This window comes from Peribacillus sp. NPDC097225, assembly GCF_044761955.1.
GTDB lineage: Bacteria > Bacillota > Bacilli > Bacillales > DSM-1321 > Peribacillus.
In genome coordinates, this window is the sequence record NZ_JBIWDJ010000001.1 from 482,864 (window position 1) to 498,939 (window position 16,076).

At 42.4% G+C, this 16,076-nt stretch carries 20 protein-coding genes; 4 read left to right on the top strand and 16 right to left on the bottom strand.

The window, feature by feature from the left end; translation table 11 throughout:
- The first annotated feature begins 25 nt into the window (after positions 1-25).
- Complete coding sequence (locus ACIQXH_RS02435) at positions 26-319, top strand: hypothetical protein (protein ID WP_403121987.1); 294 nt, start codon at positions 26-28, stop codon at positions 317-319.
- A gap of 189 nt (positions 320-508) precedes the next feature.
- Here the strand turns inward: ACIQXH_RS02435 and sigK are convergent, their stop codons facing one another.
- Complete coding sequence (gene sigK / locus ACIQXH_RS02440; RefSeq protein WP_402869661.1) at positions 509-1,240, bottom strand: RNA polymerase sporulation sigma factor SigK; 732 nt, start codon at positions 1,238-1,240, stop codon at positions 509-511.
- 331 nt (positions 1,241-1,571) lie between these two features.
- Between sigK and ACIQXH_RS02445 the strand changes: the two genes are divergently transcribed.
- Positions 1,572-1,766 (top strand): sporulation protein YjcZ, encoded by a 195-nt coding sequence (locus ACIQXH_RS02445; RefSeq protein WP_402869663.1) that lies wholly within the window; start codon positions 1,572-1,574, stop codon positions 1,764-1,766.
- Between the two features lie 388 nt (positions 1,767-2,154).
- On the opposite strand, the gene ACIQXH_RS02450 is transcribed toward ACIQXH_RS02445, so the two are convergent.
- From ACIQXH_RS02450 to ACIQXH_RS02475, 6 genes are all read right to left on the bottom strand, one after another.
- Positions 2,155-2,295: a YrzI family small protein gene (locus ACIQXH_RS02450; RefSeq protein WP_402958356.1), complete on the bottom strand. Its 141-nt coding sequence runs from the start codon at positions 2,293-2,295 to the stop codon at positions 2,155-2,157.
- A 424-nt stretch (positions 2,296-2,719) separates the two neighbouring features.
- The gene (locus ACIQXH_RS02455) at positions 2,720-2,986 is read right to left on the bottom strand and encodes a YrhC family protein (RefSeq protein WP_402958354.1); all 267 of its coding nucleotides are present in this window, start codon (positions 2,984-2,986) and stop codon (positions 2,720-2,722) included.
- 104 nt (positions 2,987-3,090) lie between these two features.
- On the bottom strand, positions 3,091-4,227 hold the full coding sequence (locus tag ACIQXH_RS02460; protein WP_403121989.1) for a bifunctional cystathionine gamma-lyase/homocysteine desulfhydrase: 1,137 nt from the start codon (positions 4,225-4,227) through the stop codon (positions 3,091-3,093).
- 1 nt (position 4,228) lies between these two features.
- A complete protein-coding gene (locus ACIQXH_RS02465) occupies positions 4,229-5,152 on the bottom strand; it encodes a PLP-dependent cysteine synthase family protein (RefSeq protein ID WP_403121991.1) in 924 nt (307 codons plus the stop codon).
- A 105-nt stretch (positions 5,153-5,257) separates the two neighbouring features.
- Positions 5,258-5,953: a 5'-methylthioadenosine/S-adenosylhomocysteine nucleosidase gene (gene mtnN, locus ACIQXH_RS02470; protein WP_402869673.1), complete on the bottom strand. Its 696-nt coding sequence runs from the start codon at positions 5,951-5,953 to the stop codon at positions 5,258-5,260.
- A gap of 16 nt (positions 5,954-5,969) precedes the next feature.
- Complete coding sequence (locus tag ACIQXH_RS02475) at positions 5,970-6,608, bottom strand: class I SAM-dependent DNA methyltransferase (RefSeq protein ID WP_402958346.1); 639 nt, start codon at positions 6,606-6,608, stop codon at positions 5,970-5,972.
- Positions 6,609-6,745: 137 nt separating this feature from the next.
- Between ACIQXH_RS02475 and ACIQXH_RS02480 the strand changes: the two genes are divergently transcribed.
- Entirely contained in the window at positions 6,746-6,958 is a 213-nt protein-coding gene (locus ACIQXH_RS02480) for a DUF2536 family protein (RefSeq protein WP_402958344.1), read from the top strand.
- 41 nt (positions 6,959-6,999) lie between these two features.
- On the opposite strand, the gene ACIQXH_RS02485 is transcribed toward ACIQXH_RS02480, so the two are convergent.
- From ACIQXH_RS02485 to mltG, 8 genes are all read right to left on the bottom strand, one after another.
- The gene (locus ACIQXH_RS02485) at positions 7,000-7,641 is read right to left on the bottom strand and encodes a YrrS family protein (protein WP_402958342.1); all 642 of its coding nucleotides are present in this window, start codon (positions 7,639-7,641) and stop codon (positions 7,000-7,002) included.
- An 86-nt stretch (positions 7,642-7,727) separates the two neighbouring features.
- Positions 7,728-9,479 carry a peptidoglycan D,D-transpeptidase FtsI family protein gene (locus ACIQXH_RS02490; protein WP_403121993.1) on the bottom strand — a complete coding sequence of 584 codons (1,752 nt, stop codon included), beginning with the start codon at positions 9,477-9,479 and terminating at the stop codon, positions 7,728-7,730.
- A gap of 92 nt (positions 9,480-9,571) precedes the next feature.
- A complete protein-coding gene (gene greA / locus ACIQXH_RS02495) occupies positions 9,572-10,048 on the bottom strand; it encodes a transcription elongation factor GreA (protein WP_402869683.1) in 477 nt (158 codons plus the stop codon).
- 278 nt (positions 10,049-10,326) lie between these two features.
- On the bottom strand, positions 10,327-10,965 hold the full coding sequence (gene udk, locus ACIQXH_RS02500; RefSeq protein ID WP_402869685.1) for a uridine kinase: 639 nt from the start codon (positions 10,963-10,965) through the stop codon (positions 10,327-10,329).
- A gap of 1 nt (position 10,966) precedes the next feature.
- On the bottom strand, positions 10,967-12,238 hold the full coding sequence (locus ACIQXH_RS02505; protein WP_402869687.1) for a peptidase U32 family protein: 1,272 nt from the start codon (positions 12,236-12,238) through the stop codon (positions 10,967-10,969).
- A gap of 24 nt (positions 12,239-12,262) precedes the next feature.
- Entirely contained in the window at positions 12,263-13,192 is a 930-nt protein-coding gene (locus ACIQXH_RS02510) for a peptidase U32 family protein (RefSeq protein WP_402986351.1), read from the bottom strand.
- Positions 13,179-13,844, bottom strand: a complete 666-nt coding sequence (locus ACIQXH_RS02515; protein WP_402869691.1) for an O-methyltransferase — start codon at positions 13,842-13,844, stop codon at positions 13,179-13,181. The genes ACIQXH_RS02510 and ACIQXH_RS02515 overlap by 14 nt, the downstream gene beginning before the upstream one ends.
- Before the next feature lie 257 nt (positions 13,845-14,101).
- Positions 14,102-15,238 (bottom strand): endolytic transglycosylase MltG, encoded by a 1,137-nt coding sequence (mltG, locus tag ACIQXH_RS02520; RefSeq protein ID WP_402869693.1) that lies wholly within the window; start codon positions 15,236-15,238, stop codon positions 14,102-14,104.
- A 327-nt stretch (positions 15,239-15,565) separates the two neighbouring features.
- Between mltG and ACIQXH_RS02525 the strand changes: the two genes are divergently transcribed.
- Complete coding sequence (locus tag ACIQXH_RS02525) at positions 15,566-15,721, top strand: hypothetical protein (protein WP_402869695.1); 156 nt, start codon at positions 15,566-15,568, stop codon at positions 15,719-15,721.
- Between the two features lie 58 nt (positions 15,722-15,779).
- On the opposite strand, the gene ACIQXH_RS02530 is transcribed toward ACIQXH_RS02525, so the two are convergent.
- On the bottom strand, positions 15,780-16,076 hold the full coding sequence (locus ACIQXH_RS02530) for a DUF1292 domain-containing protein (protein ID WP_402869697.1): 297 nt from the start codon (positions 16,074-16,076) through the stop codon (positions 15,780-15,782).

Here is a 16,076-nt window from a genome sequence, read left to right on the forward strand (position 1 = left end):
TTAATCGAAAAGTTGGTGGTCCTTTTTGAAGTTCATTATCCACTTTTCAGTCATTGCCCTTCTCCTCTGGACACTGCCCCATTCCTACCAGCAGCATACTCCATTGACCCTTGAAGAGGGCCATGACGTACACCTTTTGAAGAAAATCGAGAAGAAGTTTGCACTGATACCTTACTTGAAAGTCAGCCTAATCCTCATCGTTTTGCTAGTGAAAGAATCATGGATATTCCGATTCCTTTATTTCCTCTCTGCCTTCCGCCGACGTTTTTTCAATCCTGTCTTTTATCAGGCGAATTACATAGCTTCTCTCACTCACTGATATTACAAAAAAAATCGAGGAGTGATGGATATGTGGTTCCGCCTAATCATGATTGGAATCTTTTCGTTAACTGCATCACGTCTATTTCTGTTCCAGGGCATTGAAATCTACCATGCCTTTGCAGACCTGATTCGCAATAAATAAAAAAACGAAGAGAGTGCGGAAGCAAGAATCCGCACTCTCTTCGTTTTACATCCCATTATCTTTGGCCTTCTTTTCCTTCTCTTTCTCCGCACGATAAAATTCATGGAACATCTTCATCAAGGCACGCTTTTCAATTCTTGATACATAGCTACGAGATATGCCCAGTTCTTTAGCAATCTCTCTTTGCGTCTTCTCTTTCTTTAAATCTAGTCCAAACCTTCCAACGATGACTTCCTTTTCACGCTCATCCAAAACACCAATATACTTCTTCACTTTTTCTATTTCCATATTAAGCTGAATCGTGTCAATGACATCCTCTGATTCTGATTTCAATACATCAATTAAACTGATTTCATTTCCTTCTTTATCTTGACCGATTGGATCATGCAGGGAAATATCCTTTTTCGTTTTTTTTGTTGCACGTAAATGCATCAGGATTTCATTTTCAATACAACGTGCTGCGTAAGTGGCAAGCTTCGTGCCTTTACCGTCGGAATAGCTTTCAATAGCCTTTATCAATCCAATGGTCCCGATTGATATCAGATCTTCAGTATCTTCACCGGTATTCTCGAATTTCTTGACGATATGGGCCACTAGCCTAAGATTATGCTCGATGAGAATATTACGGGCTTCCCCATCCCCTTCACTCATAAGCTTCAGATACTTCTTCTCATCTTGTGAAGATAATGGCTGGGGAAAAGCATTATTTTTCACATAGGAAACTAATAAGTAAAATTCCTTGATGAGATAACCGACTGCAGTAAGTATTCCAGGCATTGGTTTCATCCTCCCGCCTCATTGGGTGTTTCCTTATCCATACCTATGCGGTTGTGGGCTTGTTCTTGTCTGTACCACAAAAAGAAATCCTCCGCTTGGTTCATTACGTTGCTAGAGAGTGTCTACCTGCATGGATATTCTCTGGAATATCCATGATTTTAGGATTCAAGGATTGATGAACCTGTCTAAAAGATGCCCACAAAAGCACCTAAGCGATTAATAGAAAATGTGGGAGGGAAATCATTCAAGAATTCTCCTTTTAAAATCCCAATCAAACATAGACAAACTTACATATAATGATAGGGAATTTAAGCGGAAGGGAGGGATTTGTATGGGATACGGCTATGGACCATACGGATATAATTACGGTGCTCCATGCCCAGCACCTTGTTATGGCGGAGGTGGATTCGGTCTTGGAATCGCCTTGATCGTCGTCCTCGTCATCTTACTGCTGTTATTCGGATTCTGGTTCATTCCTGGTGGATTCGGATTCGGGGGCTGCGGAGGACCGGGGCCATGCTGTTAAAATAGAAAAAACTCGGCCAAGTGCCGAGTTTTTTCTATTTTACATAGTCCATGATGCTGTGCAGCGGTTTATCGGCATCGACAGAAACATTTACAGCGATTACTGTTCCAATGACAGTCGTAACAACCAGTACCATTACGATTGAGAACATTCTGAATCACTCCTTATAATTGAACCTGTCTTCAATTTACCACGTTTATGTGATTGCCGACCGCTGCTATTATGAATACTTTTCATACAATCCATGGCGATACTGTGAAGATTGCCCTACCTGCGTTAGCCGGTATCCTTCTCCTGCCAGTAGCAACACTTTTCCCCTTTTATAATAGCCCATTTAATCATATTGATCTCCACCTTTCATTTTAATATTTCCTACGTGCCCCTTAGATTAGAAAAAAGGACGATGCCTCATTGCTTTATCTAGGTGCTGCTCACGTAATTTCCTGATTCGATCTTCTTGCAAACATTCCTCAGCAGTCATTTTCCTCATTTTGATCGTGATTGTAAAAAACAGCATATTCAGTGTCATAATATCACCTCCTTTAAGGGGGCGGCTTACCAAAAAGGCATAAAAAGGCCGCAGAAAGTTCCTTCCTCCTGCGGGATTTTAAAAAATATAAAAAGGCCGCAGGGTAAAAGGATTCTACCTGCGGCCATTATGTCTGAATGATTAATAAAGCCCATTTGCTTTAAGAATATTCCGCATGGCACAGGTCGAATAGTATATGATTGTTTGTTGGCAAGATCCAGCTAATCAGCTTAATGTTGATTTCAAGTAAATATGTTCTCATCTTCTTCGACCTCCTTTGGAATATTATTTGGTAAGTATATCCAATAAATAACGTTTTGTAAATAGACTTTTTGTAATTTTTAGAAATTTTTTCTGTTCCAGAATATAAGGTAATAAAAAAAGCCTGATTCCCCAGTTACACTAGGAGAATCAGGCTTGATTGCTATTGTTGTAAAAAATCTTGGTCATCGCTTTCGTCCAAGATTTTTTTATATTTTTTGGATATAAGGAAAAAGAGGATGGACAAACCGAGGAAGAGTACAGTCGCTCCCATATAGACATTGGTGGAAAGGTCCGTTTTTCCGGTTGTAGGCAGTATCGTTCCTAAATAAAAGAACGCTCCTACACATAATAAGGTGATCGCAAATTGTTTAAAATCCGCCATTTTGGAACGTAGAGCAGCTGCCGTTTGATTTTTACGGTTTTTCATCCATTCACCCCTTCTTTCTTCTAGTAAACAATCTATATCTCATTCTACCATATTAATTCCAAATGATTGGGTGTAAATAATGGGAGGAAACTGTGTAAGTGGTTCTATCCTTCTAACGCCTGTTCTAGATCTTCCAAGAGGTCTTCCACATCTTCCAGCCCTACGGATATTCGGATTAATCCATCCGTGATGCCTAAGTTTGCGCGTCGTTCGGCTGGAATCGAGGCATGAGTCATCAAGGCCGGAACCGATATAAGGCTCTCCACAGCCCCAAGGCTTTCAGCAAGGGTGAAGTATTTCACTTTTTGAAGCACCCGTTCTGCCTTCTCACCACTGCCGACATCGAATGAGACCATGCCACCAAAACCCCGGGATTGCTTTTTGGCTATTTCATGGTTGGGATGATTGACGAGGCCTGGATAATACACCTTTAAAATTGATTCATGCCCGGTTAGGAAACGGACAATTGCCGAGGTGGTCCTTTCGTGTTCTTCCATTCGAATGCCGAGTGTTTTCATTCCACGCATCAACAACCAGGAATCTTGAGGCCCCAGCACGCCTCCTGTGGAGTTCTGGACAAAGTGAAGGTCTTCCCCTAGTTTTTCGTCATTCACGACGGCAAGACCAGCCACAACGTCACTGTGGCCCCCAAGATACTTCGTTGCACTATGGAGAACGATATCTGCCCCGAGCGTAAGCGGATTTTGCCAATATGGAGTACTGAACGTATTATCCACAATGGTTAGCAGGCTGTGTGCCTTCGCTATTTTAGCTATTTCTTCAAGATCGGTGATTTTCAATAAAGGATTGGTCGGGGATTCAATGAACAGCGCTTTTGTATTCTGCTTAATCCCTTTTTCTATAGAGTCTATATCACTCGTATCGATAAAGGTGGCCTCCAGCCCAAAACGGTTCAGGATTTTTGTCATCACCCGAAAAGAGCCTCCATAAACGTCATCAGTCAGCAAGACATGATCCCCTTGATTAAAGAGCATCATCACAGCCGTCATTGCCGCCATTCCGGAACCAAAGGCAAATCCCCGTTTCCCCCCTTCAAGCTCCTTGATCAATTCCTCGAGAGCATGGCGGGTCGGATTGCCGGTACGGGAGTACTCATAGCCCCTGTGCTTTCCAGGCCCATCCTGTTTGTATGTGCTTACCTGATAGATTGGCACCGATACGGCCCCTGTTTTTTGATCGCCAAAAATGCCTCCATGAATCAATTGCGTCTTCTTCCTCACTTCATAGGCCTCCCCGATAAATATTTTTGCTTAAATAACGCTCGCTGGAATCCGGAAAAACGACGACGATATTTGTACCTGCCCGGGCCTTTTCCGCTTCCATCAAGGCCGCGGCAAACGCAGCACCAGAGGAACTCCCGACGAGCAGTCCTTCTTTCAAGGCTAATTCTTTCACCTTGGCAAAGGCCTCTTGATCGCTTATCGTATGAATCTGATTAAAATACGCCTCATCCATGTAAGCGGGTAAAAACTCCATGCCGATTCCTTCCGTTTTATGGGGTCCCGTTTTCCCGCCGTTTAAGATGGATCCCTCCGGTTCGACGATGACGGTTTTGACTGCAGGGTTTTGTTCTTTTAAATATCGGGATGTCCCCATGAAGGTTCCTCCAGTTCCCGCACCGGCAACGAACACATCGACCTTGCCATTGAGCTGCTCCCAAATTTCCGGACCAAGTGTTTTATAATATGTCTCCGGATTCGAGGGATTGGCAAACTGTTGAGGACAGTATGCACCAGGAATTTCGGCAAGAAGTTCCTTTGATTTGGCAATGGCTCCTTTCATACCGTCTTCAGTGGGGGTTTGCACAACTTTTGCCCCAAGAGCACGCATCAGCTCCTGCTTCTCGCTACTGAATTGCTCCGGTACACAAAAAACCACATCGACACCCTGGTTAATCGCTGCCAAGGCTAAACCTATCCCTGTATTTCCAGCGGTCGGTTCGATAATGGTCCCACCTCTTTTTAATGCTCCCGTGGCAAAAGCTTGCTTCAAAAGTTCTTGGCCAAGACGATCCTTCACGCTTCCCCCAGGATTGAGGAATTCCAATTTGGCATAAATCCGGACATCATTCGGAATCGTGAAAGAAGTGATTTCCATCATGGGCGTCTTGCCAATCAAATCATGTATGTTGTGAATGACCTTCATAGTGGACATCCTCTCTAAGTTTTCTTAGAAGCTTAGTTGGTTTAAAGGTGGAGATAAAGAATAATCAGCGGAATGGCTTCCGCTGATCACTAGCTGTTTTGTGGCTTATTTCATTTTTTCAACCATTTTCAGAATCAGTTCCGCTGAATGAAGCGCCGCCGTTTCCAGGAATTGATCAAAGGAAACATTGGACTCCTTGCCAGCGATATCCGAAAGCGAGCGAATAATAACAAACGGTGTCTGGAATTGATGTGCAACCTGAGCGATTGCTGCCGCTTCCATTTCTACCGCATATAAATTAGAGAATTTACCTCTGACGAATTCGACACGAACCGGATCATTCATGAACGAATCACCCGTCACGATCAATCCTTTTGCCACTTGGATATCTTTAATTTCTTTAGCCGCTTCTTCTGCTATTGTGAATAGCTTTTCATCCGGGATGAAAGCAGCAGGCAGTTGTGGCACTTGACCATATTCATAGCCAAAAATCGTTACATCCACATCATGATGGCGCACTTCAGTTGAAATGACGACATCGCCGACATTCAAATCAGGGTGATATCCACCTGCAGATCCCGTATTAATGACTGCATCCGGTTTGAACTTTTCCAAAAGGATTGCGGTCGACATGGCCGCATTCACTTTTCCGATTCCTGATTTAAGCAAAATGACATCGATTCCATTCAATGACCCTGTATTGAATTCCGAACCGGCAATCGTCACCTGTTCCAGCCCTTCCAATTTATCGCGTAAAATCGTAACTTCTTCTTCCATTGCTCCGATTATGGCTACCTTCATTAGTAAAAACCTCTTCCTATATTTTTTCCGCCTCCATAATCCAAACAAATGAGTTGCAACGCTCAAAATTCACAGTGAACCCATGTTTTACAAGCACTTTTTCCAAAAAAGGAATCGTCGTGTAATATTCCGTTTGCAAATCCTTCGCCAAATTATGAAAGCCTGCATCCTCTGCATCCCGAATCGCTTGATCATGCGCTTCTTTTGATTGATACATGGTATCCGCAAACACTATTCTACCACCAGCATTCAGTAACTTTCCATAGTTGGCAATGGCTTTTTCTTTTTCTTCATCCGTTAAATGGTGAAAAGCATACGTACTAACGATTGAATCGACCTGTTTCGGCATCGGAAAGTCGATGAAATCACCATCCACGATTTCCGTTTTATCCTGTAACTTTCTGATTGCTATTTCTCTCATGGCTGGAGATGGTTCGATCCCAGATACCGTGAGACCGGCTTTTATCATCCGTTCCGTCAAATTCCCCGTTCCCACCCCAAACTCCAATACATGGCCATGGGACCGGCTCGCGACACTATCCAATATTTTGTCATAGTGCTTAAAAACCTCTTGATATTCAATATCCTGTCCCTTGACGGATTCATCATACGATTTAGACCATTCATCAAATAGTTCCAAAAACTCTCTGCCCATATTAATCACCTTTTTATGAGAAATAATCATACCTATGAACAGAATATGAGAGTAAACAAAAACGGTTCGCATTTTTTAGGCAGTTTCACCAGATTTGATGGTACACTAACACTATCAAAACCTTGGAGGAATATAGTATGGATTTTCAACTTGATTTAAATTTATTCGAAGATAAAATTGAATTTTTCGAAGCGGAAAGCATCAAGAGCCTAGAAGAAAAGATCCAATCCCAAATCGAGATCAACAAAGCGATCTTGCTACAGGTGCACTCCGTATCACACCAAATGTATGTCAGTGAAGAAGGACGCCGCTTCTATAGCGCCGTCGTCCATTTTAAAGCGAAAAAATGAAAAAAATCCCGGAAAGCCATCGCTTTTCGGGATTTTCATGCTTACTTTTTATCATTCACTTTCAATTCTTCGACTTTGACTGGTCTCCATCCAGAACCGTCCACCCACTCGATATGTACACGATACGTTTGTGATTCGTTTCCATCTGAAACAGTGCCGATGGCCGTACTCGGAGATCCACCGTTTTGTAACCACCATAACTTCATGCTGCCTTCGTCCACACCAGCTCCAAGGGCAATCGCCTTACGCATTTCATTCCAGTCAACCGAACCCTTTTCGAAGCTTGTCGTATGTTCACCCGATTGCTCTGTACCAACCGGTTTCCAACCCTCACTCGTATAAGCCTTCTCGACATTGCCATCTCCGCTTGCCTCCACTTCTACAAGCTCAGCATCCTTGTCCTTATCTTCCTCAGTCGTATCTGTCGCTTCTGAATCTTCTTCATCCGCTTCTTCTTCCTCGACTCCTGGTGCATCTTCTTTTTTCTCTGTTTTCTCAGCTTTCTTCTGTTGTTTTTCAGTGGTTTGTTTCGGCTCGGTTGTCGCTTTTTCTGTGGAATCGTCATCACTAAGGAAAATCGTGGCTGCCACAATGACAATGAGAATGGATACGATGGTAATCGCGATATTATAAATTTTATTTAATTTTCGTTTTTGATCTCTCTGATTGAATCTAGAACTCAAGGTCCATTCCTCCCTACCTTTACTTTCAGCCTCATTCTATCATGATTCAGCTGGAGATAGAAGGGGAAGGTTTCCTACACTTTTCGTCAATTCTCGCGTATATTCTGGTCCTTGCTATATAGAACATTTACAATATCTGAAAATAGAGGCGTCATGCTGGAACTACTTTCATTTGTTTCAAAATTCACCGTAACCAGTGCATATTTGGGATTTTCATACGGAAAATACCCAGCAAACCATTTATTGAGCTCCCCTTTTTCAATGTTAGTCTGTGCAGTCCCCGATTTCCCTGCGACCTCAACAGGAAGGTTCTTTAGAGAAGCACCGGTCCCTTTCACTTCCGTGACCACCTTTCGTAAAAGATGTTGCAATTTCATCGCCGTATAAGGCTTCACTGTATCTCCCGCCATTGTTTGTGTAGGAAAGTCGACTACTGTCGTGCCGTTGTCGAATTCTACCTTCGAAACTGCTTTGACCTGTTCTTTCTTCCCTCCTCTTGCAATGGTCGCCATCATATTGGCAATGGCAAGTGGTGTGGTTTGGACATCCTGTTGACCAATGGATGTCTTGGCAATCATTTTCGGATCCTTTTTCAATTGTTCATCATGCCATACCTTTCCTTTTTGTTCATGGTACAACTGGGTGACGGCCGTATGGTAAACATCCCCCTGCCATCCGGATTGGCCAACCAACCCCAACATTTCAGCATATTTATCCAAAAAGTCCGGATCCTTTACGGCGATTTCCTTCGATAATTCGGCAAATGTCCTGTTACAGCTCTGGGCAAAGCTATTCTCAAAATTCAGCCTGCCAAGCTCTCTCTGTTTATCGGCTTCCCCTTCAATCGTTTTATCACAATCAAACGTTCTAGTTGGGCTCGCAGCCTCGTAATCAATGACAGCTGCTGCCGTTACCGTTTTAAAAACGGATCCGGGCGTTTTTTGAGTGAGCATCGTATTGATGGCACCTTCGCCATTGGGGTCCTTTTTATTAAGGGCGGGGCGGGACACCATGGCCACGATTTCGCTTTTTTCAATATCAATCAGCACAAGTCCACCTTTTTCAATCCCGCGCTCATCCACGAGCTTCTCTGCTTCTTCTTGAATGCTCTTATCGATGGTCGTGATCACTTTGACAGGGTAAAGAGGGTTGGCAGGTTCCACATATTTTACGTCCACGCCAAACATCGGACCCCCACTGGCATCGACATGAAATACGAGCTTTGATTCTCCATCGGAAAGTAAGAACTCATCAAATGTCCTTTGTAAACCCGTATTGCCAATTTTCGTATCTGCAGAAAGCTGCATATCCGGGTAGCGCTTTTTCTTTTCGGCATCCGATATATTCGTTGTACCAATCAATTGTGCGGCGGGTATTTGATCATGATATAGCTTTTCGTTCACCGCAAATACGCCAGGGATTTTCAATTCATTGATTGCCTTGGACTGATCCAAGGTTAGCTCGATCGGGTCATCCCCACCAAAAACAAAGGGATCTTTCGCTTCTGCGATCGACTGTCTCAGTTCCCATTCCGTCCTGCCAATTATGGAAGCGACTTGATCTATAGGCCAGTTCATCTTATTTAAAAACGGAAACAAAACAAGTGTCGGGATTTCTTCATGGGCAAGTGGAATGCCATTTCGGTCGTAAAACTTCCCCCGTCCGTCGTCAATCTTTAAAATTTGCGAGCGTTGGTTTACACTTGCTTCTATTAAATTCACATCATGCTTGGAAAAGGATTCTGTAGACACTAGTTGGATATAAGCTATTCGGCCAATGAGCATCAGCATGAACATAGCCAAGACAACTGCAAGTATCCTCATTCGTTTCTTTTTCATATAGAAACACCTCGTTACCATTGTTGACGAGGTTCGGATTTTTAAACACTAAAAAGAGGATGCCCTCATGGACATCCTCCTGGAAAACGCTATTAGCTAATAGAAACGATTTTGACGCTCATTTCGCCGCCTGGCGTTAGGATTGATACTTTGTCGCCAACTTTTTTCCCAATCAAGCTTTTGGCAATGGGAGAATCATTCGAGATCTTGCCTTCGAATGGATCTGCTTCAACGCTACCCACGATGGAATACGTTTCTTCATCACCATTTGGAAGTTCTATGAATGTTACAGACTTACCAAGAGTTACTGTATCTGTATTCAAATCATTGTCTTCAATGATTTTAGCATTACGAATCATGTTTTCGATGGTAGTGATACGACCTTCAACAAATGCTTGCTCTTCTTTTGCAGAATCATACTCAGAGTTCTCTGAAAGATCGCCAAAACTACGGGCGATTTTGATTCTTTCCACCACTTCTTTACGTTTAACCGACTTTAAATGTTCTAGTTCCTGTTCTAACTTCGCTTTACCTTCGTTAGTCATTGGATATACTTTTTCAATTGCCAAAACCCTTCACTCCTTCAAATTCTTCACAGCTGACATCCCGCCGTGACCAGTTTATGTACTCTATAAGTGCTTACCCGAAAAAAAATATATATAATCACATGCCACTACGGAACAACCGTCCCTTAGTATATAAACCGACTGCATTAAGCAGCCGGTTCGTTCTGTATCAAGAATAGATTATTGTGTTTTCCAACATTTGTCCAGTCTTTCCCTATAAATAATTGGGATTTTTATATATATGAGGTAAAATGGCACCTATCATTATTTATGCTATGTTATTACAAAAAAGACTTTTGTTCAAGGATTGTTTGTATTTTTGTTACCATGAGGTCAATTGCCACATGGTTTTGCCCACCTTCAGGAATGATGATATCGGCATATCGTTTCGTCGGTTCGATGAACTGATTATGCATCGGGCGAACGACGCTGATATATTGATCGATGACAGAATCCAAGGAACGGCCACGCTCTTTAATATCACGAGTCATACGTCGAAGGATTCGCAAATCTGCATCTGTATCCACATAGAGCTTCATATCCATCAAGTCTCTTAGGCGTTGGTCTTCCAATACCAAGATTCCTTCAAGAATGATGACGTCTTGTGGTTCAACCGTTATGATTTCATCTGACCGCGTATGGTTCGCGTAATCATAAACCGGTTTCTGAATCGTTTCATATTTCAATAATGCATTGATGTGTTCAATCAATAAGTCATTATCGAATGCAAACGGATGATCATAATTCGTTTTCAAGCGTTCCTCAAACGGCAAGTGGCTTTGATCTTTATAATAATAATCTTGTTCGAGCATCAAGATGGAATGTCCATTGAAGAATTCAAAAATTGAGCGTGTTACACTTGTTTTACCTGATCCCGACCCACCGGTAACTCCGATGACTACTGGTTTTTTCCTTGTCATGTTAATTCTCCTTACGCATCATATTGTTCACATATACCGGCTTATCTACTTGAATGCGGACAATTTGAAGCGGATGACGTGCTGCGTCCAACTCTTTACCCATTTCATCCCAGATAATGCCGATTTTTTGAGTAAAGTTCTCAATCTCGGGTCCGAAGAATTCCACTTCATCACCAGGCTTGAAGAAGTTACGCTGCTGTAAGGTAGCAATTTGAGTTTCCTCATTATAATCAAGTACCAATCCAGCGAAGTCAAAGCGAGTCTTTACGGTATGATTCCCGAACATTTGTTGTTTATACCCAGGGATTTCCCCCTCCATGAACGATGAAGCCGTCTCACGATTTGCACATTTATCAAGCTCTTCCAACCATTCAGGTTGAATCTCGTAATGATCCGGATCTGCGCAATACGCATCAATCACTTTACGGTAGACACTGATTACCGTTGCGATGTAGTGAATGGATTTCATCCGGCCTTCGACTTTTAAACTATCAATCCCAATTTCAATCATGCCTGGCAAGGATTCGATCAACTTCAAATCTTTCGGACTCATCGCGAATGGTGCATCTTCTTTATCGAATAACGCTTTCTCCCCATCCTGATTCAATTCGTACAAGTCATAATCCCAACGGCAAGACTGACAGCATCCTCCCCGGTTGGAGTCACGTGCCGTCATATGGTTGGAAAGTGTGCAACGGCCTGAATAGGCAATACACATTGCCCCATGTATGAAGGTTTCAATTTCGATGTCGACTTTTTCCTTCATTTCACGGATTTCATCAGCACTCGTCTCACGAGCTAGCACGACACGCTCCAGACCTTCTTCTTTCCAATACTGGACAGCCTTCCAGTTCGTAAGCGATTGTTGCGTGCTCAGATGAATTTCTACTTCCGGAGCCACACGCTTACACGTTTCGATGATCAATGGATCTGCCACGATAATTCCATGAATCCCCGTATCACGAAGGCCTTCCATATATTCTTCAAGACCATCGATATTTTCATTATGGGCATAGATATTCGTAGTCACATATATTTTCGCACCATACTTTTTAGCGAACTCGACGCCTTCCTTCATTTCTTCAAACGTGAAGTTTCCGGCATTCGAACGGAGACCATATTCCTGTCCACCAATGAATACGGCATCTGCGCCATAATGGACAGCGATTTTTAGTTTTTCCAGATTACCAGCAGGAGCCAGCAATTCAGGTTTTTTTACAATGACTCTCTTTCCATCAACTATCTTGGAAATTTTATCAGCAATAGCATTCAAGGCTATTCCTCCTCTTTCCCTTACTTAATAAACCGATTCTTTAAAGAAGAATCCGGTATCTAACTCACGGTTATCAGGTTGAATCGCTTGGATTTTTTCGAACAATTCCATTTTGACATCCTCATAGCGATCTGGATCATCCGCACATAAATCTATCGCCTCACGGTATAATCTTGTGACGGCCACAATGTATTCGGGCGTTTTCAGGACCCCATCGATTTTCAGGGAATCCATTTCCGCTTCCATCAATTCCTGAAGTTCATCAATCATGCACATATCATTCGGACTCATGATATGTGTACCGTTTTCATCTTCATATATCGGGTATTTATTTTCACGTTCCGTATCATGCAGGAACATATTCTTTTGTTCTGTTCGGTTTCCGACTTCCAACGCCTTGCCTTGGTATTCGAAATAGTTGCCAAGTAGCGTACGCTTCGACTGGAACATACATGTCATGCCGTGAACTTGAACTTCAATTTCAACTTCGGCATGCTCCTTCATTTCGATGATTTCGTCCAAACTGATTTCACGGGCTGCAACGGCCCGCACCGCTCCGCGTTTCCCCCAGTAATTACAAGTGTACCAGTTGGTAACCGTCATCTCTGCGTTCCAATGTAATGGCATATCAGGGGCAACAGCCCTTACAGCCATCAGGACTGCGGGGTCACCGTAGATGATCCGGTCAGCTCCTGCTTCTTGTAGGAAAGCTATATAGTCTTCAAGCTCGTCCACTTTATCATTATGAAAGATTGCATTCATGGACACGTATACTTTTTTACCTGCAGTATGCGCCATTTCAATTGCCTTCTTAACGTCCACACGAGTGAACTCCCCCGCTAAACGAAGCGCATAACGCTGCTCACCGATTACAAATGCATCAGCACCCGCTTCGATCAGTTCAGCTAGATGTGCGATATTTATCGGAGTCACCAGTAATTCAGGCTTTTTCATGTTTGTCACCTCTATGTTTACTAATAGCTACACCATCGCCAATCGGTAAAATCACGGTATCGTAATGAGGATGGTCATGCAGCCAGATATTAAAGTCTTTTATTTTTCTAATAAGCGCTCGCTTACGTCTCGTCATTTCCATCTCTTCGATGTTTTCAGCAACCAAGCCTTTAAATAATACATTATCAGTAATGATTATGCCAGCTTCATTCAGGAAAGGTTCGAACAGCTCAAAGAAACGCTTGTACTGTCCTTTCGCTGCATCCACAAAGATGATGTCGAACGGGCCATGATCCTTCACGTGAGGCCCTGCTTCTAGTGCATCGCCTTCTATGAGTGTGATTCGCTCCGAAAGACCAGACTTGGCTATGTTCGCCTTCGCCTGTTCAATACGCGCTTCATTCCGTTCCAGCGTGACAATACGCACATCCGGTAAGGTTTCTGCCATTCTAATCGCCGAATATCCGATTGCTGCGCCCACTTCCAATATGGCCTTCGGTTGGTGAAGCCTCAAAATCTGTAGCAGCACCTCTATTCCTTCAGGCTCCATGATCGGTACATTATGTTCCCTTGCAAAATCCTCTAGCTCCTTAATCAATCCGGTACGTTCCGGAAGTAAGTCGTGAAGATATTGGTCTATTTTTCCGTTCAAGACATTTCCTCCAATGATAAAAAAAACGAAAGCGTCTTGGCCGGCTCTCAATGAAATTCCGCATCATATACAAAACGAACTAGAACCAGCATCACTTGACTATCTACGTTTCCTTATCTTTTCAAAATAAAACCCGGCAAAAGCCGAGTTACAGTCATCAATAAAATCGGATCTGAAATTTTTACGTTTACTATTCTATCATAAAAACAAGGGGAAAGTAATATCCCTCTCCCCTTAGTCCCTATTGCCCTTGCCATTTATTTATTGGTAATATGCTGTGCCTTTTTATTATTGTGCTCTTCCAGTGTTTTGGAATATAGAACTTCTCCTTCAGGTGTAGCCAAGAAATAAAGGTAATCGGTCTTCTTAGGCTTTAAGACCGCTTCAATCGAGGACTTTCCGGCGTTAGCGATCGGACCTGGAGTCAGGCCTTTGTTTTTGTACGTATTATATGGTGATTTCACCTCAAGGTCTTTGTATAGGACCCTGTCTTTGTGTGAGCCTTTTGCATACAAAACGGTAGGATCCGTTTGTAATGGCATATCTTCCTTGAGTCGATTATAAAAGACCGAAGCTATGGTTTTGCGATCGACCTGAGCTGTTGCTTCTTCTTCAACGAGTGAGGCAAACGTCAGTAACTGGTGGGCCGTATACTCTTTTTTCTCCATCAGTGATTCGAATGGCTGAAGGGTTTCCTCCGTTTTCTGGAGCATCTCCACTACCATGGATTCAATAGATGGTTTTTCTTCATAAAAGTCATAGGTTGCCGGATAGAGGTACCCTTCAAGTGGATATACGACATTTTCATTATCGATTTCCGATGTCAGAAGCTCAGGGAATCTCGTTTGCATGGATTTTACGAATTCCTCATTATTCAATTTCTTAAATATCTCTTTAGAGTCTTGATCTGTCTTCACAGCGATAATATCGGCTATTTGGACTAGCTGCTTGCCTTCCGGAATCGTTATCCTAAGGACGGCCTCTTTCATCAGTTTCCCGGTTTTGATGCTCGTCACAATATCCTTGATTGGCATCGATGGAGAGAGCTTATACTCTCCTGCCTGAAAGCCGGATTCATTTCGGAACTTAATATAATATTTGAAAACACGCGCGTCTTTGATGATTTCCTGCTCTTCAAGCAAAATCGAAATATCACTAATGGATGAACCAATCGGTATTTTCACCGTCTTGATCGTATCATCCTCTGGATCAAAGGGCTTCATCGCCGAGTTAATATAGAAGAATCCCACAAGGACGACTATCCCTACAATTAAAATAAGTGCAGCAATCGTAATCATGATAATTTTACGGACAAGCTTGGCCTCCCCTTGTTGTTCTAGCATCTTCATTCGAATATGTTGTTTTTTAGATAGTTTTTGATCCTTTTCATCCATTTCCATTCCCCCTGCAAACTGCACACCCACTACAGATTGTTTCTAGAAGATGCTTTCTCTAAGAATAACTTTGCTTCGAATATTATACTAAAACCTACAAATAAATACATGTTTTTTGTATAACTACCTTCGTTCCTACTCTATTTATGGCAAAAGAAGGCCAGTTTTGTCAATAGAAGGTGGTTATTTTATAGGAATAAAGTGATAGGTTCCCGTCTATATAAATACAATGAATTTTCCGAACTTCGTTGTATCAGTTCCTTTAATTCATACAACTATTTGGATATTCATGATAAAATCCTTTTAGTGTGGAAGGGTGTGGAAAAAATGGATAATTCCTATGTCATGGGGTGGGGCACATTAGCATTAATCAATGCCGGAATTGCCCAGGGTAAAAACAGAACGGGTTTAAATTGGTTTCTATTATCATTAGTTTTAGGTCCAGTCGCTACTTTTATTCTCTTGTTTGTGGAGAAAAGATAAGGGATGGGGACATACTAAAAAAAACTGGCCTTGGGATACAAGGCCAGTTTTTGAGAAATTATCTTCCTTCTTCTTCTGCTTCTTCATTATCAAGGAATGTATTCAACATTTCCTCGACTAGATCCCACTCTTCTTCAGTTTCGATTGGAGCAAGCTCACCATCTTTGCTGTCTTCACTTGGTGTGAATGATGAAGCGTGGATTTCAATTTCTTCCTCGTCATCTTCAGCAGACATTGGGTAATAAAGTACGTAAGATTTGTTGAATTTTTCAGAGTCAAATGTGAATAAGATCTCACAAAGCTGTTCGTTACCATTCTCATCTACTACTGTAATATTGTTTTCACCGTGTTCCAT